Genomic DNA, 21,757 nt, shown 5'->3' on the forward strand with positions numbered 1-21,757 from the left:
CATCATGCGTGCCATCGACTATTTCGACCGCGGGCATGACCGCGATCCGCAGCGCCTGGCGATCATTGATACCGCCAGCGGGCTGAAGCTGACCTTCGCCGAGGTCAAGGAACTGACCGAGCGGATTGCCGCCGCGCTGCAACGCGGGGGCTTCCAGAATCAGGACCTGCTGGGGCTGTACGGCCCGAATGACGGGATGCTGCTGGTGGTGCTGCTGGCGATGTGGCGGGCGAACGGCAAGTGGATCCCGGTCAACACCCGCAACGCGATCGAGGCGAATGCGGGGTACATCAACTATGTCCGCTGCCAGTGGCTGTTCTATCATTCGTCCAAGGCCGATGAAGTGGCGCAGCTGCGCGCGCTGTGTCCGACGATGAAGCACTTTGTCTGCCTGGACCAGCCGATGGGCGATGATCCCAGCCTGGACCAGTTCATGGCCGGGGTTTCCGCCGCCGACTTTGTCGAGCCGGACATCGACGCGTTCGGCAACATGATGGAACTGGTCGGCATTTTCCCGACCGGCGGCACGACCGGCCCGTCCAAGGGCGCGAACGTGACCAACCTCGGCTGGGGGACGATGATCGAAACCGCCGCCGATGGCATGGGCGGGCGCACCGCCAGCCCGGTCGCGCTGGTGTCCGCGCCGATCACCCACGCGGCGGGGCCGATTGCGCTGTCCACGCTCAGCCTTGGCGCTACGCAGGTGATCCTGCCCGGCTTCGATGCGGAAGACGTGCTGCGCACCATCGCGGGCTACAAGGTCACGCACATGTACCTGCCGCCGACCGCGCTTTACCAGCTGCTCGCCTCGCCAGAGATCGGCAGCCACGATTACTCCAGCCTGAAAATCTTCATTCTGGTCGGCAGCCCGTGCAGCCCGGAAAAGCTGCGGCAGGCGGTGGAGGTGTTCGGGCCGTGCATGTGCCAGTCCTATGGCCAGGTCGAATGCCCGATGATCGTCGCGTGGTTCCCGCCGGAAGACGTCGCGCGGTTTGCGAAGTCCGCACCGGAAAAGCTGGCCAGCTGCGGCAAGGTCACCCGATCGATCAAGGTCGCGCTGCTGGACGATGACGGGCATCAGGTGCCACTGGGCGAAGCGGGCGAAATCTGCGTGCGTGGCGTGCTGGTATCGGATTCCTACTTCGAAAAGCCTGAGGAAACCGCCGAAATCCGCAAGTTTGGCTGGCACCACACCGGCGATGTCGGCAAGTTCGACGCCGATGGGTATCTCTATATCGTCGACCGCAAGAAGGACATGGTCGTCACCGGCGGCTTCAACGTGTTCACGGCAGAGGTCGAGGCCGCGATCACCGAGTTGCCGCAAGTGCGCGAATGCTGCGTGTTTGGCGTGCCCCACGAAAAGTGGGGTGAACAGGTCCACGCGGTGGTTGTGGCCGACGGGATCGATGAGGCCGCGATCATCGCCCATACCAAGGCGCGGCTGGGCGGCGTGAAGGCACCGAAATCAGTTGCATTTATAGACTCGATTCCGCGCACCGCAGCGGGCAAGATGGACAAGAAGGAATTGCGCCGTCCATACTGGGGTGGTTCCGACCGAATGGTGAACTGAGCCCGAACCCGGACGATACCGGGGCGGGATAGAGAGAGGGCAAAGGATGCGATTGAAGGCCTTGGCGATAGCCGTGCTGTTGCCGCTTGCCGCGTGCAAGCAGCAACCAAGTTCAGAGCGGCCGGGCGCGGTGAATGCCGCGCGGATCACGGCGGCAAACCCCGATGACTGGCTGTCTTATGGCCGCACCTATGATGAGCAGCGCAACAGCCCGCTGGACCAGATCAACCACGAAACCGTGAAGGATCTGGGGCTGGCATGGTTCGCGGACCTCGACACCGCGCGCGGGCAGGAAGCGACGCCGCTGGCGATCGACGGCAAGATCTACATCACCACCGCCTGGTCCAAGGCCAAGGCCTATGACGCGGAGACCGGCAAGCTCCTGTGGGAATACGACCCCAAGGTGCCGGGTGAGCGCGCGGTGGCCGCGTGCTGCGACGTCGTCAACCGGGGCATGGCCGCGTGGGGCGACAAGCTGTTCCTGGGCACGCTCGACGGGCGGCTGGTCGCACTGGACCGCGCCACTGGCAAGGAAGTGTGGAGCGTCGTCACGATTGACCAGTCCAAGCCGTACACCATCACCGGCGCGCCGCGGGTGATCGACGGCAAGGTGCTGATCGGCAACGGCGGCGCCGAAATGGGCGTGCGCGGGGTTCTGACCGCTTACGATGCCGACACCGGCAAGGAACTGTGGCGCTTCTATTCGGTCCCCGACGAACCGGGCAAGAACAAGGAAGAACACCTCAAGAAGGCCGAAGCCACCTGGAAGGGTGAATGGTGGAAGAACGGCGGCGGCGGCACCATGTGGGATGCCATGGCCTATGACCCGGAACTGGACCTGCTCTATGTCGGCGTCGGCAACGGCAGCCCATGGAACCAGCATTTCCGCAGCCAGGGCGAGGGCGATAACCTCTACCTCTCGTCCATCGTCGCGCTGCGCCCCAAGACTGGCGAGTATGTCTGGCATTTCCAGACCACGCCGGGCGAAACGTGGGATTACACCGCCACCCAGCACATCATGCTGGCTGACCTCACCATTGGCGGGGCCAAGCGCAAGGTGCTGATGCAGGCGCCCAAGAACGGCTTCTTCTTCGTGCTGGACCGCACCGACGGCAAGCTGATCTCGGCCGACAACTATGTGCCGGTGAACTGGGCTACGGGCTTCGACCTGAAGACGGGTCGCCCGATCGAGAACCCGGATGCGCGCTATTACAAGACCGGCAAGGTCTGGCTGGGTTCGCCCGGTCCGATCGGGGCGCACAACTGGCACCCGATGGCGTTCGATCCGAAGAACGGGTTGGTTTATATCCCGGCGATCAATTCGGCGTTCCCGTTCATTCACAAGCCGGACTGGAAGGCCAACAAGCAGGGCTTCAACGTCGGGCTCGACCTGTCCGCCGGGGCAATGCCGGCTGACCAGAAAATCCGCGATGCGGCGATGGCGGCGACCACCGGTGAACTGATCGCGTGGGATCCGGTCGCGCAGAAGGCCCGCTGGACGGTCAAGTATCCGGCGGCGTGGAATGGCGGTCTGCTGGCCACGGGCGGCAACCTGCTGTTCCAGGGCAACGCGGCGGGCGAATTCAACGCGATGGATACCGCTACGGGTAAAAAGCTGTGGTCGTTCCAGGCCCAGACGGGCGTGGTCGCTCCGGCCTCGACCTTCCGGGTCAAGGGTGAGCAGTACGTCGCCGTGCTGGCGGGCTGGGGCGGCGCATGGCCGCTGGCTTCGGGCTATGTCGGTGAACAACTGGGGCCGGTGCGCAACCACTCGCGCCTGCTGGTGTTCAAGCTGGGCGGGAAAGCCAAGCTGCCGGAAGTCGGCGAACACACGATGCCTCCGCTCGATCCGCCGGTGGCCAAGGGCACGCCGGAACAAGTGGCTGACGGCGCGAAGAACTTCGGTCAGTTCTGCGGCGTCTGCCACGGCGATGCGGCCATCGGCACGGGCGTGACGCGCGACCTGCGCCGCGCCGGTTCGCTGGGCGATCCCAAGATGTGGAACCAGATCGTGATCGGTGGCGCGCTGGCGCAGAACGGCATGGTCAGCTGGAAGAACGAGCTGACGGATGCGCAGTCGGAAAGTATCCGCCACTACGTCATCGCCCGCGCGCATGAAGACAAGGCGCTGGGCATGAAGTGATCGCAGCGGATTGCTGCAAGCAGGGCGGGGCCGGGCGAAAGTCCGGCCCCGCTTGCGTTTGGGGAAGGTGCGCGCGGTCTGGTCAACCGGAATGCCAGGGGCAGGCCATCAGCCGGAAAAAGTGGGGCTGGCGAGCGGCACGAAACGACCCGACGGCTCAAGCCAGCCCCTCCTCCCCTGCGGGGGCGGGGAGGATTATAAAGTCAGATCACGAAATCAAGGATCGCGGGCATTTGCTTCTTGCGGTTGCGCTTGGTCACCATCCGTTCGTGCAGCGTGCCGATCTGCTGGCTGCCGGTCTTCACGAACAGGAACGGCAGCAGGCCATGGATCAGGCAGGCCAATCCGCCCAGGATCATCCGCAGGCCAAATCCGCCCGCCATCACCAGATGCTCGCCATAGGTCTCGTCAACAGTGGCGGGGTGTTCGGTGAACAGCTTGGTCAGCGGCATGGCGGGGGGTGCTCCTTGGTTGGCGCAATATTATAAGCGTGCTTGTGCGAAATCATCACCTAATTTCTGGCCAAATGCAGCTGATGCGATTAGATTATCCCAATGGATACGGAAATTGCGCAACTTGATTCGATTGACTGGGCCATCTTGAGGGTGTTGCAGGCGGATGCTTCGATTCCCGTCCACGAAGTGGGCGACCGGGTCGGCCTGTCCAGCAATGCCTGCTGGCGGCGGATCAAGCGGCTGGAAGATGCCGGGGTGATCGCGGGCCGCGTGGCGCTGGTCGATCCGGCCAAGCTGGGGCTGGCGACCACGGTGTTCGTCGCGATCCGCGCGGGCCGCCACAATCCTGAATGGATCGCCGCATTTTCGCGCGGGGTGGCGGCGATTGACGAGATTGTCGAATGCCACCGCATGGCGGGCGATGTCGATTACCTGCTGAAACTGGCGGTGCGCGATATCGCCCACTACGACCGGATTTACCGCAAGCTGATTGCCGCCGTGCCGGACCTGTCGGATGTCAGTTCGACGTTCTCGATGGAACGGATGAAATCGACGACCGCGTTGCCGCGGCCGTCGTAGTCCAGAGTTACTTGCCCGCCGCAAGCCGCATTGCCGCGCCGCCGCCGGGGGCGAGGCGCAGGGTATAGGTATCGCCCTTGCGGAAGGTGCGGGTCTCATAGGCGATGTTGTGGCGCGCTTCGGTCAGATAGGTTGCGCCTTCGCCGTCCTTGTAGATGGTGGCCTTGTAAGCCTTGCCCTGCTCAAGGAAGTCGAAGGTCAGCGTCAGCGTGCGTTCGGCCTCGCCGCCCACCCCGCCGACATACCAGTCGGCGCTGCTGCGGTCCTTGCGTGCAAAGATCGCGTGTTCGCCCACTTCGCCCGAAATCAGGTGGCTTTCGGACCAGTCGACCGGGACCGCCTTGATGAATTCCAGCTCTTTCGGGTGCGCGGCCAGCGTTTCGATGAAGTCGGCCGCCATCTGGATCGGCGAATAGATCGCCAGATAGAGCCCCAGCTGTTTCGCCAGCGTCGAGGCGTGCGGCACGCCTTCCGCGCCGACCAGACTGAGCACGCCGGGGGTGTAGTCCATCGGGCCGGACAGCATCCGGGTATAGACCAGCGTCGCCTCGTGCGCGGGGCCGTTCGCGAACTGGCCCCAGGCGTTGTATTCCATCCCCCGCGCGCCTTCGCGGGCGACCCAGTTGGGATACGTGCGGCGCAGGCCGGTGTCCTTGACCGGCTCGTGCGGATTGACCGCCACCTTGTACTTCGCTGCCGTTTCCACGACCTTCAGGTGGTGGCGGACCTGCACCTGCCCGTCGTGGAATTCCATCCGGGTTTCGCCCGGCACCGCGCCCGCCGCGATGATCCCGCCCGCGTCGGCGACATAGCCGGTCTTGACCACATCGACGCCGAGCGAGCCATAAAGCTTCATCGCGTCGTCGAGCTGCTCTTCATAGACCTTGATGTTGCCGCCGGTTTCGTGGTGGCCGATCAGGTGGACGCCCTTTTTACGGGCATAGTCGGTCACCGCCGTCAGGTCGAAATCGGGGGTGGCCTCGGTAAAGCGGAACTGGTCGCCGGTGCCGAACCAGTTGCCGTTCCAGCCCTTGTTCCAGCCTTCGACCAGCACGCCCCGGAAGCCGTGCCTGGCAGCGAAATCGATATACTGTTTGGTGCGTTCGGTGGTTGCGCCGTGTTTTGGCCCTTCGGCCCAAGACCAGTCGCCCCGGATCATGCCCCACCAGATGCCGATGTACTTGGCCGGCTTGAACCACGACACGTCGCCCAGCTTGTTGGGTTCGTTGAGGTTCAGCTCCAGATCGTTCTCGACGATTGCGGCCGCGTTATCGCCAATGCGCAGCGTCCGCCAGGGCGTGGCGAACGGCAACTCGCGGACCACGCTGGGGCCGTGCGACGAGGGGGAGAGCGTGGCGCGGAACTTCTGCCCGTCGGCGCGCTTGAACCACATCCCCGCATAATCGACCAGCGCGGCTTCGTGGAACGCCAGGTGCGTGCCATCGTCCAGCTTCATCGTGATCGGGGTGTGCGCGGTGGCCACGGCGTCGATCGCGGTCTTTTGATAGAGCTGCTCATACCGGTTCCATTCGCCGCCGGTAACCCACCAGGCCGTGCCCCCCGGCGCGATGTCGAATTCGGTGATTTCGTCGGCGATTTTGGCGGTTTTCATCTTCGGCTGCTCAGGCAGCTCATAGCGGAAGCCGACCCCGCCATCGAACAGCCGGAACCGCACGTTCAGCAGGTGGCCGCCCCATTCGTCCGACTGGCGAAAGCGGATCAGCACTTCGTTGTAGTGGTCGCGGACATACCGGCGCTCACCCCACGGCTGTTCCCAGATGCTGTCGCCTTTGCCGCGTTCCTCGCCCGTGATCGCAAAGCCGCGTTGCAGGCCGATCCGGTCGGCCATGATGAAGCCCAGCTTCGACGGCGCGATCAGCAGCTTGCCCTTGCGGCTGATCGACCAGTGCGGGCGGGCATCGTTGTCGGTCGTGACGGTCAGCACGATGCTGCCATCGGGCGAAGTGGCGGTCACGCTCGGCCGGTCGGGCTGCGCTGTCTGGGCCAAAGCGGGGGCGGCGACGGAGAGCAGGACTCCCGCCGTGATGGAACGCAGCAGTTGCATGGGGACTATTCCTTCTCCCGGATCAGCACGGCACCAAAGGGCGGCAGATGCCCTGGTGCCGCGCCATTGATTGCCAGCAGGACCGCTCCGGTCTGTGCCAGATCAGCGGGCCATGCGGCAGGCTGTGCGGTCATGTTGAACACCGCTGTAATCGTCTGAGCATCGGCCTCACGCCGCAGCACCAGTCGCGCATCGTCAGCCAGCACGGCCGTGCAGGCCCCATGGCGCAGCGCCGGATGGGCGCGGCGCAGGGCCAGCAATTCGCGCGTGAGGTTGAGCAGCGAGGCCGGGTCGGCGTCCTGCCGGTCAACCGCGCGGGCCAGGTTTTCCTCGCCCAGCGGCAGCCACGGCGCGGCGCTGGTGAACCCGCCATGTTCGTCCTGCGCCTGCCAGGGCAGCGGCGTGCGCGCGCCGTCGCGCGACAGGGTCTGCGGCCAGTTGGTGATGGCTTCGGGGTCTTGCAGCAGTTCGAACGGGATATCGACCTGGGTCAGCCCCAGCTCCTCACCCTGATAGACAATCACGTTGCCGCGCAGCGCGGTCAGCACCGCGATCTTCAGGCGGGCAAAGGCCTCGCGCTCATCCGGCTTGCACCAGCGCGACAGCGCGCGCGGGGCGTCGTGGTTTTCGAACGCCCAGCTGGGCCAGCCCATGCCGGGGGTGTCCGGCCAGTCCGCCAGCGCGGTGGCGACCAGCTCCGGCGTCAGCGCGGGCGCATAGAGAAAATCGAAGCCATAGGCGCTGTTCAGCCGCTTTTGCCCGTGGGTGTAGAGCTGCATCTCACGCAGCGCGTCCTGCCCGCCGACTTCCGCGACGGTGAAGATTGCGCCGTATTCGTCCAGCACGCCCCTGATCCGCTCAATGAAGTGCGGAACGTCGCGGTGCGACTGGTTGTACTTGCGCAGCTGGAAATCGAACGGGCGGGTGCGCGGCGTGCCGTCATCCGGGGCGGGCGGATTATTGGTCAGCTTCGGATCGTGCATGGTGAAATTCAGCGCATCCAGCCGGAAGCCGTCGACGCCCCGGTCCAGCCAGAACCGCGCCACGCCCAGCAGCGCGTCCTGCACTGCGCGCGAATGGCAATTCAGCTGCGGCTGGCTGGTCAGGAAGTTGTGCAGGTAATATTGCCCGCGCCGCCCGTCCCAGGTCCACGCCGGGCCGCCGAACACCGATTGCCAGTTCGACGGCGGTGACCCTTCGGGCTTGGGATCGGCCCAGACGTACCAGTCGGCCTTGGGGTTGTCGCGGCTGGAGCGACTTTCAGCGAACCAGGCGTGCTGGTCCGAGGTGTGGGCATAGACCTGATCGATCGTCACTTTCAGCCCGCGCGCGTGGGCTTCGCGGATCAGTTCGTCGAAATCGTCCAGAGTTCCGAAGATCGGATCGACATCGCAGTAATCGGCGACGTCATAGCCGAAATCCTTCATCGGTGAGGTGAAGAACGGCGACAGCCAGATCGCGTCCACGCCCAATGCCGCGACGTAATCGAGGTGGCGGGTGACGCCTTTCAGATCGCCGATCCCGTCGCCGTTCGCATCGGCGAAACTGCGCGGATAGATCTGATAGATCGCAGCGCCCTTCCACCACTGGACGGCGGCGGGGACAGCAGGGTCAAGGCGGGTCATGCGGTTCATGGCGGTCGGGATCAGTCCTTCGCGGCGCAGACGGCAAAGCCGAACGCGGGCAGGGTGACAGTCACGCTGCCGGGTGCATTCGCTTCTACCGGGCATTGCCCGGCAAGGGGAGCGAACTTCAGGCTGGCGGGTTCGATTGCAACCGTATTCGTGACCGGCTGGGCAGAGCTGTTATAGGCCAGCAGCACTTCGCGGTTCGTCTTCGGATCGAACCGCGATACCACCAGCAGCCCCGGCTTGTCGGAAAAGTGACGGATGCGGGTCAGGCCGGATTGTAGCGCCGGGGTGGACTGGCGCACATCCACCAGCGCTGCGATGTGGCGATAGAGCGGGTGGGCGGGATCGAAGTTTGACTGTGCGGTGGTGGCGTCGGTCCCGATCAGGTCGTTGTCGTTATAGACCGCGACTTTCGACGGGAACATGTTCTCGCGCGCCAGTTGGTCGTTGCCGTCGGAGACGAAGCCCTGTTCGTCGCCGTAATAGATCACCGGCACCCCGCGCAGGGTCAGCAGCATGGCATGGCCCAGCGCGACGCGGGCCAGCAGTTCCTCGTCGTCGGCCGCCGGGTTGGCCTGCTTCACGAACATCGCAAAGCGCCCGAAATCATGGTTGCCCAGAAACGTCGGCAGGCGGACGGCGGCGGGGGCGCCGCCTTCATACAAGGCGTCATCCTCCAGCATCCGGGCGAAGACGTCGGTCCCGGTCTTGCCCGAAACCACCCGCTGCGCGGCGGCTGCAAAGGCCATGTCGAGGTTGCTGGGCAATCCGGCGATCCGCGTCCAGCGCGCGGTCAGCGCGGGATCGACTTCCTGCGTCGCAACTTCACCGAAGATGTGGAAGTTGGGAATGCCCTTCGCCCGCGCCGTTTCCAGCATCGCGGGGACGAACGCCTGCCAGAATTCCGGATTGACGTGGCGGGCAGTGTCGATCCGGTAGCCGTCGATCCCGAACCGCTCGATCCAGCTGGCATAGATCTCGATCATTCCCTGCACGACGCGCGGATTTTCCGTCGCCAGATCGTCCAGCCCGACGAAATCGCCATAGAGCGAACTTTCACCGACCCAGTTGCTATCGCCGCGGTTGTGGTAATGGATCGGATCGTTCAGCCAGGCGGGGACTTTGATCGTCTCCTCGTCCTTGGGCACATAGGGGGTGTAGGCGAAGGTGGGGTCGGTCAGCTTCGCCCAGTTTTCGGGGCTGAAATCGGCATCGCCGTTAAAGCCGGGATTGATCGCCGCGCCCTTCAGCCCGCCCCGCCTTGAGAACGGATAGTCCGCCTTGCCGCGATAGGCATAGCTGGCCGCGTCACCTTCGCGGTACCGGATCACGTCGGCGGTGTGGTTGGCGATGATGTCCATGTAGACTTTCATGCCGCGCGCGTGAGCGGCATCGACGAACGCCTTGAATTCGGCATTGGTGCCGAAATGCGGATCGACCTGGGTGAAGTCGGTCACCCAATAGCCGTGATAGCCGGAGCTTTCATCGCCCTTTGGCCCTTGCACCGGCTTGTTCTTGAAGATCGGCGCGAACCAGATCGCCGTGGCGCCAAGGCCCTGGATATAATCCAGCCGCTGGGTCAGCCCCTTCAGGTCGCCGCCGTGGTAGAACCCCTTGGCGGTGGGATCGTATCCGGTGGACAGCCGGTCGCCCTTAAGCCCGCCCTTGTCGTTCTTCGGATCGCCGTTCTCGAACCGGTCGGGCAGGACGAAATAGACCACTTCCTGTTCGGGCGTGCGGGCGCGGAAATCGGCCGCTGCGGGGACTTGCGCGGAGGCGGGAACGCTGAGCGCAAGCGCGCTGGCGGCCAACAGGAAAGAGCGGATCATGCGGCTACTCCGGCAGTTTGGGGGGCAGCGCACAATTGCGCGACGAGGTCGATGTGCTGCGCGGCGGGGCGGGCCTGCTCGATCGCGCTGCCTTCCAGCAGGGCCATGAATTCGCGCAGTTTGTCTTGCCCCATGGCATCGGCGGCAGCGTTCCAGCTTTCGGGCAGCACGCCTTGCCCCACCAGCACCTGGAACCAGCCCACTTCGGTGAACAGTTCCTCGTGATGGTGGTGGATGAAGCCGCCGCTGCGGAACTGTTCGATCCGTGCGGCCAGACTGTCGGGGATCTGCATCGCGCGGCAGTGGTCCCAGAACGGTTCACCGACCCGGCCATTGGCCTTGTAATGCAGGATCAGGAAATCGCGGATGCTGGCGAATTCGAAATCGGCCTGCCGGTTGAATTCATCGACCAGCGCGGGCGCGACCGGGCCGCGCGGCAGCATCCGCAGGAAGCGGGCGATGGTCGACTGGATCAGGTGGATGCTGGTCGATTCCAGCGGCTCCATGAACCCGCTGGACAGGCCGACGGCCAGACAATTGCGGTGCCACAGCTTGCTGCGCTTGCCGGTGACGAAGCGTAGCGGCTTCGGATCGGCCAGCGGCGCGGCGTCCAGATTGGCCAGCAGCGTGGCAGCGGCTTCGTCGTCGCTCATGAACTGGCTGCAATAGACCATGCCATTGCCGATCCGGTGTTGCAGCGGAATGCGCCACTGCCACCCGGCGGTGCGCGCAATGGAGCGGGTGAAGGGCGTGAAATCGCCCCCGGCCTCGCACGGCACGGCCATCGCCCGGTCGCACGGCAGCCAGTGCGACCAGTCTTCATAACCGGTCTGCAATTCCTGTTCGATCAACAGCCCGCGAAAGCCGGAACAGTCGAGGAAAAAGTCACCGGGCAGGCGCTGCCCGGCCTCGGTCTTGACGGCGGCGATATCGCCGCTGGTCCCGTCGCGCTCGACTTGCGTGATCCGCCCCTCGATCCGCGTCACGCCCAGCCCTTCGGCAAAGCGGCGCAGGAACGCGGCATAGCGGCCCGCGTCGAAGTGGTAGGCGTAGGGGACTTCGATCTGGCCATCGCCCTGCGGCCCATGCGGCATCCGACCGGTGCGCGCGGCGAGTTCGTTGACGCTGTAGTGCGCCAGCGGCCTGGCAAACCCGGCGGCGTGCGCCCGCGCCCAGTGATCGCGGAACGGCACCAGCCCGAACGGTCGGCCGATCTCGCCAAAGGCGTGCATGTAATTCTGACCGGGCGCGAGCCAGCCGTCGAAGGAAATGCCCAGCTTGAACGAGCCGCTGGTGGCGCGCAGAAAATCGCCCTCGTCAATGCCCAGCGCGGCGTTGAACACGCGGATCGCGGGGATTGTCGCTTCGCCGACGCCGATCGCGCCGATTTCTTCGGATTCCACCAGCGTGATGCGATAGGCCGGCGGCGCACACCGGGCGAGCGCCGCTGCGGCCATCCAGCCTGCGGTTCCGCCGCCGATGATGACGACGTTATAGGTCTGCTGCTGGGCGGTCATGCGCACTCCTTTGGGCAAGGGTCGCCCCAATCGGGGCAGGAGGGCAAGCGGGGAATTGGGTAGTTGAGGGGGCGGGGGCCGGTTTCCCGGACACCCCGCCGCCCGTGGTTCATCAGAACTTGTACGAGAACCCGGCCAGGAACCGGCGGCCATAGCTCTGGTGGTCGATCACCTGGCGGACGTCGCCGGGGTTGGTGGTGACGAACGGTTCGTTCGTCAGGTTCTGGCCCTGGATATAGAGCGACAGACCCTGGAGCGCGCTGCCGTCCTGGAAGTCATAGCCGATCTGCGCGTCGAAGATCGTTTCCGGCGCGGCCCGGCGGCGGACGCGGTTGGCGGCAAAGCCCGAAACTTCACCCACGAAGGTGGAGCGATACCGCATCGAACCGCGCACGTTGAACCCGCCCTGTTCGAAGAACAGCGTGGCGTTGGCCACCCACTTCGAATAGCCGGGCAGGTCTTCCGCCGGAGCGCCCGGAGTCGGGGCGATCTTCGTCTTGGTGTAAGACACGCCGCCCGTCAGGCCGAACCCTTCCAGCGCCGGGGTGATCGCGCCGAACGGCAGGGTCCCGGCCAGTTCCGCACCATAGAGTTCACCGCCCGTGCCGTTGACCGGCCGATTGATGATCGCGGTCGGGCTGACGGCGATCCCGGCGGGCGGCGGAGCCAGCACCAGCGAGCTGCTGGGCACGGTCACGTCCTGATTGTAGACGTAGCTCTTGAGGTCCTTGTAGAACAGCTGAAGCGCGACATAGCCCTTGCTGCCGAAGTATTTCTCAACCGTCAGATCGACCGCGTTGGCCCGCCACGGGCGCAGCGCCGGGTTGCCCGAACCACCGGTGATGAATGCGGTTGGCACGCCCGCCACGACGGCATAGGTGTAACCGAAGCTCAACGAGTTCTTCATGTCATCCATGCGCGGACGGATGATTTCCCGCGCGGCGGCAAACCGCACCACCAGATCGCTGGGGAAGCGCAGCGACAGGTTCAGGCTGGGCAGCCAGTCGGTGTAGGTGACGCTGTCGGTCTGGGCGGCGGCCCCGATGTTCGGCGCGCCGTTGGCCAGCGTGCCGAGGTAAACCGCGCTTGCGCCGGTCGACTTCTGTTCGGTCAGGATCGCCTGCACGCCGATGTTGCCGGTCAGGTCGGCTGAACCCAGCGTGCCCTTCAGGTTGGCTTGCAGATAAGGCGTGAACAGCCGTTCGCTGATCGAATAGCTTTTCACCACCACGTCGCCATAGGCATTGGGGACCAGCTTGTAGATCCCGCCGTTGAGCAGCGCGAGCGGATCATAGCTGATCATCGGGCCAAGGCCGAGGTAGGCCAGATTGGTGGTGCCCAGCCGGTATTGCGACGGCACGGCGACGCTGGTCAGGCCATCGGTGTTGGCGGCCAGCCCCAGGAACGCTTCGTCCGGGGTCAGCGACTTCGACCGGTCGGTGTAGTTCACGCCGAGCTGGAGCGAGGACACGAACCCTTCCATGTCCTTCTTCACTTCGGCGCGGGCCTGCCAGATCCGGTCCTTGATCAGGCGGTTGTTGTAGTACCCGTCCTGGCCGTTGAGAATCGTGGTGCCGTTCGGCGCGATCTGGTTGCCCCCCCAGCCTTGCGGGCTGGTCAGCAGGATCAGGTTGTAATCGCCATAGTTCAGCGTCGGCTTGAACACGGTGCCGCTGGCGCCGCTGGTGAAGCCGATGGTGTCGGTCGCGCCAACCGCGTTGCGGCCAGTGCCCGAATAGCTCTCCATCGACAGCTCGTTGCGGTCGGTCTTGGCATACGACAGGTCGAACAGGGCGTTCCAGCCGTCGTCGCCTTCGTACTTGTTGTTCCAGCCGAACGAATAGAGCTTCGCGTGGCGCTGGAAGATGTCGTTGCGGACCACGCCCTTCACGCCGGTATACGTGCCAGCGGTGACGAACCCGTTGTTGACCTGCGCGCCGCTCAGCTGTGCGGCCGACCAGTACAGCGGCAGTTCGATCCCGCGCTTGACCTGATCGTCCTTGAAATCGGAATAGAACGCATCGAGCGTGGTTGTGAAGCTGTCAGCCGGCTTCCACTGGAGCGTGCCGTTCAGGCCGAAGCGGGTCAGGTTGGTCGAGGTGTTGTACGACTTCGACCCGCCGATCACCGCGCCGTTGCCGGTGCCGGGATAGCCCCAGGCGTTGAATTCCTGGATCTGGTAGGGTTCGTTGACATAGCTGGCGCCCAGCGTGATGCCCACGGTGTCATCGGCGAACTGATCGACATAGATGCCGTTGACGCGGTAGCCGAATTCCTTCGACCCGGCGTTCAGCTTGCCCAGATCCGCATAAGACCCGCGCGCGCCGACCGAGACGATCCGCTTGCCCGCATCAAGCGGACGGATCGTGCGCATGTCGACCGTGCCTGACAGGCCCTGACCCACCAGCGAGGCCATCGGCGACTTGTAGACGTTGACCTGGCTGACGACTTCGGACGGATACTGATCGTATTCCACCGCGCGGTTGTCACCGGTGGAGGTCTGTTCGCGCCCGTTGAGCAGCGTGGTCGAAAAGTCCGGGGCGAACCCGCGGATCGAGATCGAGTTGGCGCGGCCCGAAACACGCTGCGCGGTCAGCCCCGGCAGGCGGGCGATCGATTCCGCGATCGAGGCATCGGGCAGCTTGCCGATGTCTTCCGCCGAAATCGATTCGACCACCTGATCGGCGGTCTTCTTCTTGTTGACGGCGCTTTCCAGCGCGGCGCGGAAACCGGTGACGACGATAGCGCCGTCAGCGTCAGCAGCGGTTTCCTCAGCCGCTGCATCCTGCGCGAACGCCGCGCCCGGCAGCGCCACGGCGCTGATGGCGATGGCAATGGCGGATACGCCAAGGCCACCAGAAATCTTGGTGCGAAGTGCCACGATCACTCTCCCTAAACCCGCCGGAATTGCAAAGGCCCGGCGGCAAACCCCCTTGGGGCAGGCGGAGTCCAGTCCCGGTCTCACCTGCTTGGGAGTGGGCCAATACGGCGGGCAGGGGGCTGGCAGGAAGATGGCATACGTATACGCATATTATGCAAGGGGGGCGGATGTGACGGCAAAGCCGCGGTTTGTATGCGGTGCGTAGTATTTACGGACCTACCGGCAACTGCTTTTCCGCACGATCAACCGCGCGGGAATGGTGCGGTTGCTGACCGGCCGGTCCTCGATCTGCGCCAGCAGCGTTTCGACCAGCAATTCACCGGCCCCTTTCAGATCCTGCGACAGCGTGGTGAGCGGCGGGTTGGTCATGCTGGCGCCGGGCTGGTCATCGAAGCCGACAATTGCGATGTCGTCGGGCACGGTGCGCCCCGCCGTTGTCAAGGCGCGCAGGGCGCCGATGGCGATCAGGTCGCTGGCGGCGAAGATCGCATCGAACGCCGCCCCGCTGGCGAGCAGCTGCTCCGCCGCACGCTGGCCGGCATCCTCATAGCTGATCGCATTGATCTGCAGGGCCGGATCGGCGGCTATCCCCGCTTCTGTCAGCACATCGCACAGCCCGCGATAGCGGTCGGCGAATTCGGGGTAGTGATCGTCCGCCTGCCCCAGAAACGCGATTCTGCGGCGGCCTTGCGCGATCAGGTGCTCCCCGGCCAGCCGTCCCGCGCCGACGTTGTCCGAACCGACCGTCGCGCCGATGTTGTCAGCGCGGACCGATCCCCAGCGGACGAAATGGGTTTCGTGGCCGACCAGTTCAGTCAGCCGCTTTTCATACAGCGTGTAATCGCCATACCCCAGCAGGATCAGCCCGTCGGCGCGGTGGCTGTCCTGATAGCGGACGTGCCAGTCGTCCTCCATTTTCTGGAACGAAATCAACAGGTCCAGCCCGCGATTGGCGCAGCTGCGGGTGATCGATCCCAGCATCGCCAGGAAGAACGGGTTGATCTTGGATTCGTCGGGCGTCTGCTCCTCGAAAAACAGCAGCGCGATGGTGTTGGAGCGCTGCGAGCGCAGCGAGGACGCGTTCTTGTCGACCGAATAGTTCAGTTCGCGGGCAATCGCCTCGATCCGCTCACGCGTCGCCAGACTGACCGAGCGCGACCCGCGCAAGGCGCGGCTGACGGTGGGCTGTGACACGCCCGCCAGATAGGCGATATCGAAACTCGTCGGCTTGCTCGACGGCTTGCGGCCCATGCGCCCTCCCTGCCCCGATGGCGCCGTTCCGCCTGCAGGACCGGGCGCAGACTAGGCGTGCGCCGGGCTGGCGGCAAGTGCGGGTTTTGGACGCCATTTGCTGGGTGCGGACAGGCCATCCGGCCTGTCCTTGCGGCACCAGCCCGCTCCCCCACCCGGCCACCCACGGAAGTGTATCCTGAATGGGTGGCCGGGTGGGGGAGCGGGCTGGTGCCGCAAGCTATTCGCGGAGGCGAATAGCGCACCCCAACAAGAACGTATTCGTATGCGTGTTGTCCCCCGGCTCCCGCCGTGTAACGCAGGGGACATAATTTCAGGGATCGAGGGCAAGGCATGGAAAAGCCGCGGCAGGGCTGGGCAGGGCTGTTCAACATCAGTTTCGGGTTCTTCGGCATCCAGATCGGGTTTGCGCTGCAAAACGCGAACATGAGCCGGGTGTTCCAGTCGCTGGGGTCCAGCCTGGACGATCTGCCCGCGCTGTGGATCGCCGCGCCGCTGACCGGCCTGCTGGTGCAGCCGATAGTCGGGCACTTGTCGGACCGGACGTGGCTGGGGCGGCTGGGGCGGCGGCGGCCGTATTTCCTGTTGGGGGCGGTGCTCGCGGCGCTGTCGTTGTTCGCGATGCCGCAAAGCGATGCGCTGCTGATCGCGGCGGTGCTGCTGTGGGTGCTGGACGCCAGCCTCAACATCTCGATGGAGCCGTTCCGCGCCTTCGTGGGCGATATGCTGCGCAAGGACCAGCACACCGCCGGTTACGCGGTGCAGACCGCGTTCATAGGCGCGGGTGCGGTGGTGGGATCGCTGTTTCCCTATTTGCTCGATCACTTTGGCGTCTCGAACGCGGCGGTGGCGGGCGGCATTCCCGATACGGTGCGCTACAGTTTCTGGGCGGGCGGCGCGGCGCTGTTCGCCGCCGTGCTGTGGACCGTGCTGACCACGCGCGAATATTCGCCGGAGGAACTGCGCGGCTTTGGCGATGAGGCGGCCCCCGCCGATTCCGGCGCGTCGCTTGCCGCCCGCACCAGCGCCGCCCCGTTCTGGTGGATCGCGGCGGGCGGTCTGCTGGCGCTGGTGACCGAGGAATTCGCGCTGGAAAAGGAAGTCTATCTGCTGGCGCTGCTGCTGATCGGCTACGGCCTGATCAGCCACATCGCGATCCGGCTTGCCCGTGCTGGTAAAGGCGCGAATATGCTTTCCAGCATCGTTGGCGACTTTTCCGGGATGCCGGAGCTGATGAAGCGGCTGGCACTGGTGCAGTTCTTCAGCTGGTCGGCGCTGTTCATCATGTGGATCAACACGACCCCGGTGGTGGCGCAGAACTTCTTCGGTTCGGCCGATCCCGCCAGCGCCGCCTATCAGGAAGGCGGCAACTGGGTGGGGGTGCTGTTCTCGGTCTATAATGGCGTTGCAGCCATCGCCGCGCTGACCCTGCTGCCGTGGCTGTCCCGCCGGATCGGCAAGGCAAAAACCCACGTTACCTGCCTGCTGGCGGGCGCGGTTGGCTATGCCAGCTTCTTCGTGCTGACCGACCCGGCACACCTGCTGTTCGCGGAAATCGGCGTCGGCATCGCCTGGGCCTCGATCCTCGCCATGCCCTACGCGATCCTGGCGAGCAGCCTGCCGCAGGCGAAGCTGGGCATCTACATGGGGCTGTTCAACGTGTTCGTGGTGGTCCCGCAACTGCTGGTGGCGACCGTGATGGGTTCGATCATGAAGGCGTTCTTCCCCGACCAGCCGATCTGGACGATGGCTTTTGCCGCCGGAACGCTGGTGCTGGCGGCGGCGGCGATGCTGCGGGTGAAGGTGCCGGACGAGGGGTGAGGGTTGGTCTGGGCGTAACTTCGCGTTGCACCAGGATTTAATAATCAGGCGACTCTGACATATGTCGTCCCCCCGGGCTTGACCCGGGGTCCCGCTACCTTCCGCGCCGTGGCGGCTCTGGACGGGGTTGCGAAAGAACAGCGGGATCCCGGGTCAAGCCCGGGATGACGGGAAGGTGGGGTGCGGCTTTGCGCTCTGTTTATTCTGGAAGCCGCCGTTCCGGATACGACAGCGAATCGGACTCTAAGCGCAAATCAAAAGCGAAGACGATTGCTGCCGCATGTCGCGAGGTTTATTGGCCATTGAGATGGTCAGGAATGCACTAGGATATGCCTCGCTCTTCCGTGCGCTCTACTTCGCGAAGAGGTCTAACGCCCGGAGGGCGAGGGCAGAGTTCCAGACTGCCTTGGCGCGATTGCGAACAGCTCCCGATTTCGCCGATGCGTTTGATGCTCGTATTTCGATGTTGGAAGGGTTTGGCGATGAAGCACGCCGTAAGCTCCAGAGATCTATGGAGAAGCTCCAACCGAGGCTCGATGTGAATGGTCGATATATCACCCTCTACTGTCAGCACTTCCTCGATCTTTACGAGCGTAGCAGTCAAGCAAGAGTCAGCAAATCGGAAGCTAGTTCACTCTCGCCGAGCGGTTATCTTGTCCATTTCCTGCCCTTCTTCGCTGACGAATCCATTTCGCGGATCATCAATGAGAAAGGCGCTAAACTCGATCTGAAATCGTAATGCCTCGTGTGCCGCTAATCTACGCTGTCGACCTCATCAGCCTTCCAGCATATTGTCAGAAAACCACTCAAGCTACTCCGTCCGGGCGCCTAGCTTGACCTGCTGAAAGCAGACCATGCCGCCAAGCCCGTGAGACTCACCCCGGGCCAAACCCAGCCAACCGGATCGCCAATGTCAGGTATAATCTCACTATAACCCGTCCGTCCTGAGCTTGTCGAAGGACTGTCCTTTTCTTCGTGCCACGCTCTGGATGCATGGAGGGAAAATCAGTCCTTCGACAAGCTCAGGACGGACGGAGGTTGGTTGAGGGGTTGCAGTGCCTGACAAATCGGCAAGTCATGCGCCCCTGCGGCCTAACCCTCGCCCCGCTCCGCCGGATCCTCATGCAGCCACGCCGCGTGGCGGGGGGCGCGTTTGGTGGCGGCCCATTCGTTGAGCATGACGGGGGCCAGCGCGCGCAGTTCGGCGTACTGGTCGGGCGTGCCGATGTTGCAGGCCAGTTCCAGCCGGTGGCCGCTCGGATCGAAGAAATAGATCGAGCGGAAGATGCCGTGATAGGTCGGCCCCAGTACTTCGATCCCCTGCGCCTCAAGGTGGGCCTTGGCGGCGAGCAGGGCGTTCAGGTCTTCGACCTCGAACGCCAGGTGCTGGACCCATTCAGGGGTGTTGGCATCGCGGCCCATTTCGGGCTGCTCCGGCAATTCGAAGAACGCCAGCACGTTGCCGCCGCCGCAATCGAGGAACACGTGCATGTAGGGATCATAGGCCCCGGTGGAGGGCACGTGATCCTCGGCAAAGGCGGTGGTGTAGGTCATCCCCAGCACGCGGGAATACCATTCGACCGTCTCTTTGGCGTCGCGGCAGCGATAGGCGACGTGGTGGATGCGCTTGAGCGCGGGGGGCGGGCTCACTGACCGGCTCCTTCGACTTGCAGCGCGCCGCGCCGCAGCTGGTCGCGCTCCATGCTTTCGAACAGCGCGGTGAAGTTGCCTTCGCCGAACCCTTCATCCTTCTTGCGCTGGATGAATTCGAAGAACACCGGGCCGATCTGCGTTTCGGAGAAGATTTGCAGCAGCAGGCGCGGATCGCCCGCCGTGGTGGAGCCATCCAACAGGATGCCGCGCCGCTGCAATTCGTCCACCGGCTCGCCGTGGCCGGGCAGGCGTTCTTCCAGCATCTCGTAATAGGTTGCGGGCGGGGCGGTCATGAACGGTGTGCCGAGCGCTTTCAGCTGGTCCCAGGTGCCGATCAGGTCGTCACAGCTGAACGCGATGTGCTGGATACCCTCGCCGTTGTAGGCGCGCAGGAATTCGTCGATCTGGCCGCCGCCGGCCTTGCCCTCTTCGTTGAGCGGGATGCGGATCTTGCCGTCCGGGGCGGTCATCGCCTTGCTGGTGAGGCCGGTATATTCGCCCTTGATGTCGAAATAGCGGATTTCGCGGAAACCGGCGATCCGTTCATAGAACGCCGCCCAGTGCGCCATACGCCCGCCATAGACGTTGTGCGTCAGGTGATCGATCGTGTGCAGCCCGGTGCCGACCGGATGGCGATCGACGCCGGGGAGCCAGACGAAGTCGATGTCATAGATCGACAGGTCGCCGTGTTCCTGCCCTTGGTAGCGGTCGATCAGGTAGATGATCGATCCGCCGATGCCCCGGATCGCGGGCAGGCGCAGTTCCATCACCCCGGTGCGGCTTTCCACTGGCTCGGCCCCGCGTTCGATCGCTTGCGCATAGGCCTTGGCCGCATCGCGCACGCGCCAGCCCATCCCGCAGGCGGACGGCCCGTGTTCCTGCGCGAAATAGGCTGCCGGGCTGCGCGGTTCATAGTTCGCGATCAGGTTGATCCCGCCCTGCCGCCACAGCTGCACGTTCTTGGACCGGTGGTTGGCGACATGGGTAAAGCCCATCGCGGCGAACACCGGTTCGAGCAGGCCCGGTTCGGGGGCGGAAAACTCCACGAACTCGAAGCCGTCCAGGCCCAGCGGGTTGTCGAACAGGTCAGCCATCGGGGGTATGCTCCGCGTGATAAAAGTTGCATTTGAAACTAAATGCGCAGAGCGGGAGAGTCAAGGCGGGGGAGCGTTACGCGCACCCCCAGACCCGCCCTCACCCCAGACTCGCCTTCACCCCCCAAACCCGCTCGTGCTGAGCTTGTCGAAGCACTGTCCTTCCCTTGTCGCCGCAGGGCTGCGGCCAAGGGAAGAAAGGCAGTCCTTCGACAAGCTCAGGACGGACGGTGTGGGGGTTGGGGTGTGGGTGGGTGGCAGTTGGGTGCGGAGGGCGTTACAGCACCGGCATCTGCTGGCTGCCGCAGTGAAAGCTGCCGCCGCCCGCCAGCACGGCATCGGCGCGGATGCCGATGACATCGCGGTCGGGGAACAACTCGGCAATCGCCGCCACACCGTCCGCATCGTGTGCGGTTCCGGCGGTGGGGACCACGACCAGATGTGTGGTGATGGCAAAGTTCATGTAGCTGGCCGGTTCGATCCGCCCGTCCGTTTCCACCCGTCCGGGCGAGGGGACTTCGCGCACCGTCACGCCAAACGCCTCGGCGCGTGCTTTCGCATCGGCATAGATCGCGGCGTTGGGATCATTGGCCCCCGTGGCACGCGGCAGGGCCAGCACGCCCGGCGCGACGAACCGTGCGAGGTTGTCGACATGGCCGTCGGTGTGATCGTTGATGAGGCCATCGCCCAGCCACAGCACCCGGTCAAACCCCAGATCGCGAGCCAGCCGCATTTCCAGATCGGCGCGGCTGAGGTGCGGGTTGCGGTTGGGGTTGAGCAGGCATTGCTCGGTCGTGACGACCAGCCCGGTGCCATCGGTGTCGAGCGCGCCGCCCTCCAGCACCCAGTCGCAGGTTTCGACCGGCAAACCGGCGCTCTCCGCCAGTTCCGCGCCGATTTCCTGATCGCCGTCCATCAGGTATTTACCGCCCCAGCCGTTGAAGCCGAACCGGCGCGCGACTTGCCGCGCGCCGTCCTGCACTACCAGCGGGCCGGTATCGCGCAGCCAGATGTCGCCGAACCGGCGGGTTTCGATCCGCACGGCCCCCGAACACAGCGCCCGCGCCCGCGCGGCGTTGGCCTCATCGCGCACGATCAGGCGCACTTCCTGCCCGCTGTCGGCCACTGCGCTGGCGAACGCGGCGACTTGTTCCTGCGCGCGGTCCAGAAAGCCTGGCCATTCGACCGGATCGTGCGGAAATCCCACCCACAGCCATTGTTGCGGATGCCATTCGGGCGGCATCCGCAGGTTCGTGTCGATCATCGCG

General features: G+C 64.6%; 15 protein-coding genes. 5 read left to right on the forward strand and 10 right to left on the reverse strand.

The features are described from left to right. The first annotated feature begins 4 nt into the window (after window positions 1-4). A complete protein-coding gene (locus Q8Q53_RS05210; protein ID WP_305700689.1) occupies window positions 5-1,570 on the forward strand; it encodes a class I adenylate-forming enzyme family protein in 1,566 nt (521 codons plus the stop codon). Window positions 1,571-1,616: 46 nt separating this feature from the next. Next, window positions 1,617-3,713 carry a PQQ-dependent dehydrogenase, methanol/ethanol family gene (locus tag Q8Q53_RS05215; RefSeq protein ID WP_305700690.1) on the forward strand — a complete coding sequence of 699 codons (2,097 nt, stop codon included), beginning with the start codon at window positions 1,617-1,619 and terminating at the stop codon, window positions 3,711-3,713. A 203-nt stretch (window positions 3,714-3,916) separates the two neighbouring features. Here the strand turns inward: Q8Q53_RS05215 and Q8Q53_RS05220 are convergent, their stop codons facing one another. Next, entirely contained in the window at window positions 3,917-4,165 is a 249-nt protein-coding gene (locus tag Q8Q53_RS05220; protein ID WP_305700691.1) for a DUF6356 family protein, read from the reverse strand. 102 nt (window positions 4,166-4,267) lie between these two features. On the opposite strand from Q8Q53_RS05220, the gene Q8Q53_RS05225 reads away from it, so the two are divergent. Beyond that, window positions 4,268-4,747 (forward strand): Lrp/AsnC family transcriptional regulator, encoded by a 480-nt coding sequence (locus Q8Q53_RS05225; RefSeq protein WP_305700692.1) that lies wholly within the window; start codon window positions 4,268-4,270, stop codon window positions 4,745-4,747. A 7-nt stretch (window positions 4,748-4,754) separates the two neighbouring features. On the opposite strand, the gene Q8Q53_RS05230 is transcribed toward Q8Q53_RS05225, so the two are convergent. The 6 genes from Q8Q53_RS05230 to Q8Q53_RS05255 form a co-directional block, all read right to left on the reverse strand. Beyond that, a complete protein-coding gene (locus tag Q8Q53_RS05230) occupies window positions 4,755-6,812 on the reverse strand; it encodes a glycoside hydrolase family 97 protein (RefSeq protein WP_305700693.1) in 2,058 nt (685 codons plus the stop codon). A gap of 5 nt (window positions 6,813-6,817) precedes the next feature. After that, a complete protein-coding gene (locus Q8Q53_RS05235; protein ID WP_305700694.1) occupies window positions 6,818-8,446 on the reverse strand; it encodes an alpha-amylase family glycosyl hydrolase in 1,629 nt (542 codons plus the stop codon). Between the two features lie 11 nt (window positions 8,447-8,457). Further along, the gene (locus Q8Q53_RS05240) at window positions 8,458-10,272 is read right to left on the reverse strand and encodes an alpha-amylase family glycosyl hydrolase (protein ID WP_305700695.1); all 1,815 of its coding nucleotides are present in this window, start codon (window positions 10,270-10,272) and stop codon (window positions 8,458-8,460) included. Next, the gene (locus Q8Q53_RS05245; RefSeq protein ID WP_305700696.1) at window positions 10,269-11,789 is read right to left on the reverse strand and encodes a tryptophan halogenase family protein; all 1,521 of its coding nucleotides are present in this window, start codon (window positions 11,787-11,789) and stop codon (window positions 10,269-10,271) included. Before Q8Q53_RS05245 ends, Q8Q53_RS05240 begins: the two co-directional genes overlap by 4 nt. A 112-nt stretch (window positions 11,790-11,901) precedes the next feature. Further along, complete coding sequence (locus Q8Q53_RS05250) at window positions 11,902-14,670, reverse strand: TonB-dependent receptor (protein ID WP_371136510.1); 2,769 nt, start codon at window positions 14,668-14,670, stop codon at window positions 11,902-11,904. Between the two features lie 216 nt (window positions 14,671-14,886). Further along, window positions 14,887-15,921, reverse strand: coding sequence for a LacI family DNA-binding transcriptional regulator (locus tag Q8Q53_RS05255; protein ID WP_305700697.1), 1,035 nt, complete (start codon window positions 15,919-15,921; stop codon window positions 14,887-14,889). 333 nt (window positions 15,922-16,254) lie between these two features. Between Q8Q53_RS05255 and Q8Q53_RS05260 the strand changes: the two genes are divergently transcribed. Beyond that, window positions 16,255-17,742 (forward strand): MFS transporter, encoded by a 1,488-nt coding sequence (locus Q8Q53_RS05260; RefSeq protein ID WP_305700698.1) that lies wholly within the window; start codon window positions 16,255-16,257, stop codon window positions 17,740-17,742. 295 nt (window positions 17,743-18,037) lie between these two features. Then, window positions 18,038-18,481, forward strand: a complete 444-nt coding sequence (locus Q8Q53_RS05265; RefSeq protein ID WP_305700699.1) for a hypothetical protein — start codon at window positions 18,038-18,040, stop codon at window positions 18,479-18,481. 353 nt (window positions 18,482-18,834) lie between these two features. Here the strand turns inward: Q8Q53_RS05265 and Q8Q53_RS05270 are convergent, their stop codons facing one another. From Q8Q53_RS05270 to Q8Q53_RS05280, 3 genes are all read right to left on the reverse strand, one after another. Continuing rightward, a complete protein-coding gene (locus Q8Q53_RS05270; RefSeq protein ID WP_305700700.1) occupies window positions 18,835-19,392 on the reverse strand; it encodes a VOC family protein in 558 nt (185 codons plus the stop codon). Then, window positions 19,389-20,489 carry a 4-hydroxyphenylpyruvate dioxygenase gene (gene hppD, locus Q8Q53_RS05275; RefSeq protein WP_305700701.1) on the reverse strand — a complete coding sequence of 367 codons (1,101 nt, stop codon included), beginning with the start codon at window positions 20,487-20,489 and terminating at the stop codon, window positions 19,389-19,391. The genes Q8Q53_RS05270 and hppD overlap by 4 nt, the downstream gene beginning before the upstream one ends. 277 nt (window positions 20,490-20,766) lie before the next feature. Then, on the reverse strand, window positions 20,767-21,753 hold the full coding sequence (locus Q8Q53_RS05280; RefSeq protein WP_305700702.1) for an agmatine deiminase family protein: 987 nt from the start codon (window positions 21,751-21,753) through the stop codon (window positions 20,767-20,769). Window positions 21,754-21,757: the final 4 nt, after the last annotated feature.

Source organism: Novosphingobium sp. (assembly GCF_030699305.1).
GTDB lineage: Bacteria > Pseudomonadota > Alphaproteobacteria > Sphingomonadales > Sphingomonadaceae > Novosphingobium.

Excerpts from the sequence above, each read along its gene's own strand:
- hppD (WP_305700701.1), bottom strand. The coding sequence starts at position 20,489 with ATGGCTGACCTGTTCGACAACCCGCTGGGCCTGGACGGCTTCGAGTTC.
- Q8Q53_RS05245 (WP_305700696.1), bottom strand. The coding sequence starts at position 11,789 with ATGACCGCCCAGCAGCAGACCTATAACGTCGTCATCATCGGCGGCGGA.
- Q8Q53_RS05215 (WP_305700690.1), top strand. The coding sequence starts at position 1,617 with ATGCGATTGAAGGCCTTGGCGATAGCCGTGCTGTTGCCGCTTGCCGCG.
- Q8Q53_RS05255 (WP_305700697.1), bottom strand. The coding sequence starts at position 15,921 with ATGGGCCGCAAGCCGTCGAGCAAGCCGACGAGTTTCGATATCGCCTAT.
- Q8Q53_RS05235 (WP_305700694.1), bottom strand. The coding sequence starts at position 8,446 with ATGAACCGCATGACCCGCCTTGACCCTGCTGTCCCCGCCGCCGTCCAG.
- Q8Q53_RS05280 (WP_305700702.1), bottom strand. The coding sequence starts at position 21,753 with ATGATCGACACGAACCTGCGGATGCCGCCCGAATGGCATCCGCAACAA.
- Q8Q53_RS05225 (WP_305700692.1), top strand. The coding sequence starts at position 4,268 with ATGGATACGGAAATTGCGCAACTTGATTCGATTGACTGGGCCATCTTG.
- Q8Q53_RS05240 (WP_305700695.1), bottom strand. The coding sequence starts at position 10,272 with ATGATCCGCTCTTTCCTGTTGGCCGCCAGCGCGCTTGCGCTCAGCGTT.
- Q8Q53_RS05220 (WP_305700691.1), bottom strand. The coding sequence starts at position 4,165 with ATGCCGCTGACCAAGCTGTTCACCGAACACCCCGCCACTGTTGACGAG.
- Q8Q53_RS05210 (WP_305700689.1), top strand. The coding sequence starts at position 5 with ATGCGTGCCATCGACTATTTCGACCGCGGGCATGACCGCGATCCGCAG.
- Q8Q53_RS05230 (WP_305700693.1), bottom strand. The coding sequence starts at position 6,812 with ATGCAACTGCTGCGTTCCATCACGGCGGGAGTCCTGCTCTCCGTCGCC.
- Q8Q53_RS05260 (WP_305700698.1), top strand. The coding sequence starts at position 16,255 with ATGGAAAAGCCGCGGCAGGGCTGGGCAGGGCTGTTCAACATCAGTTTC.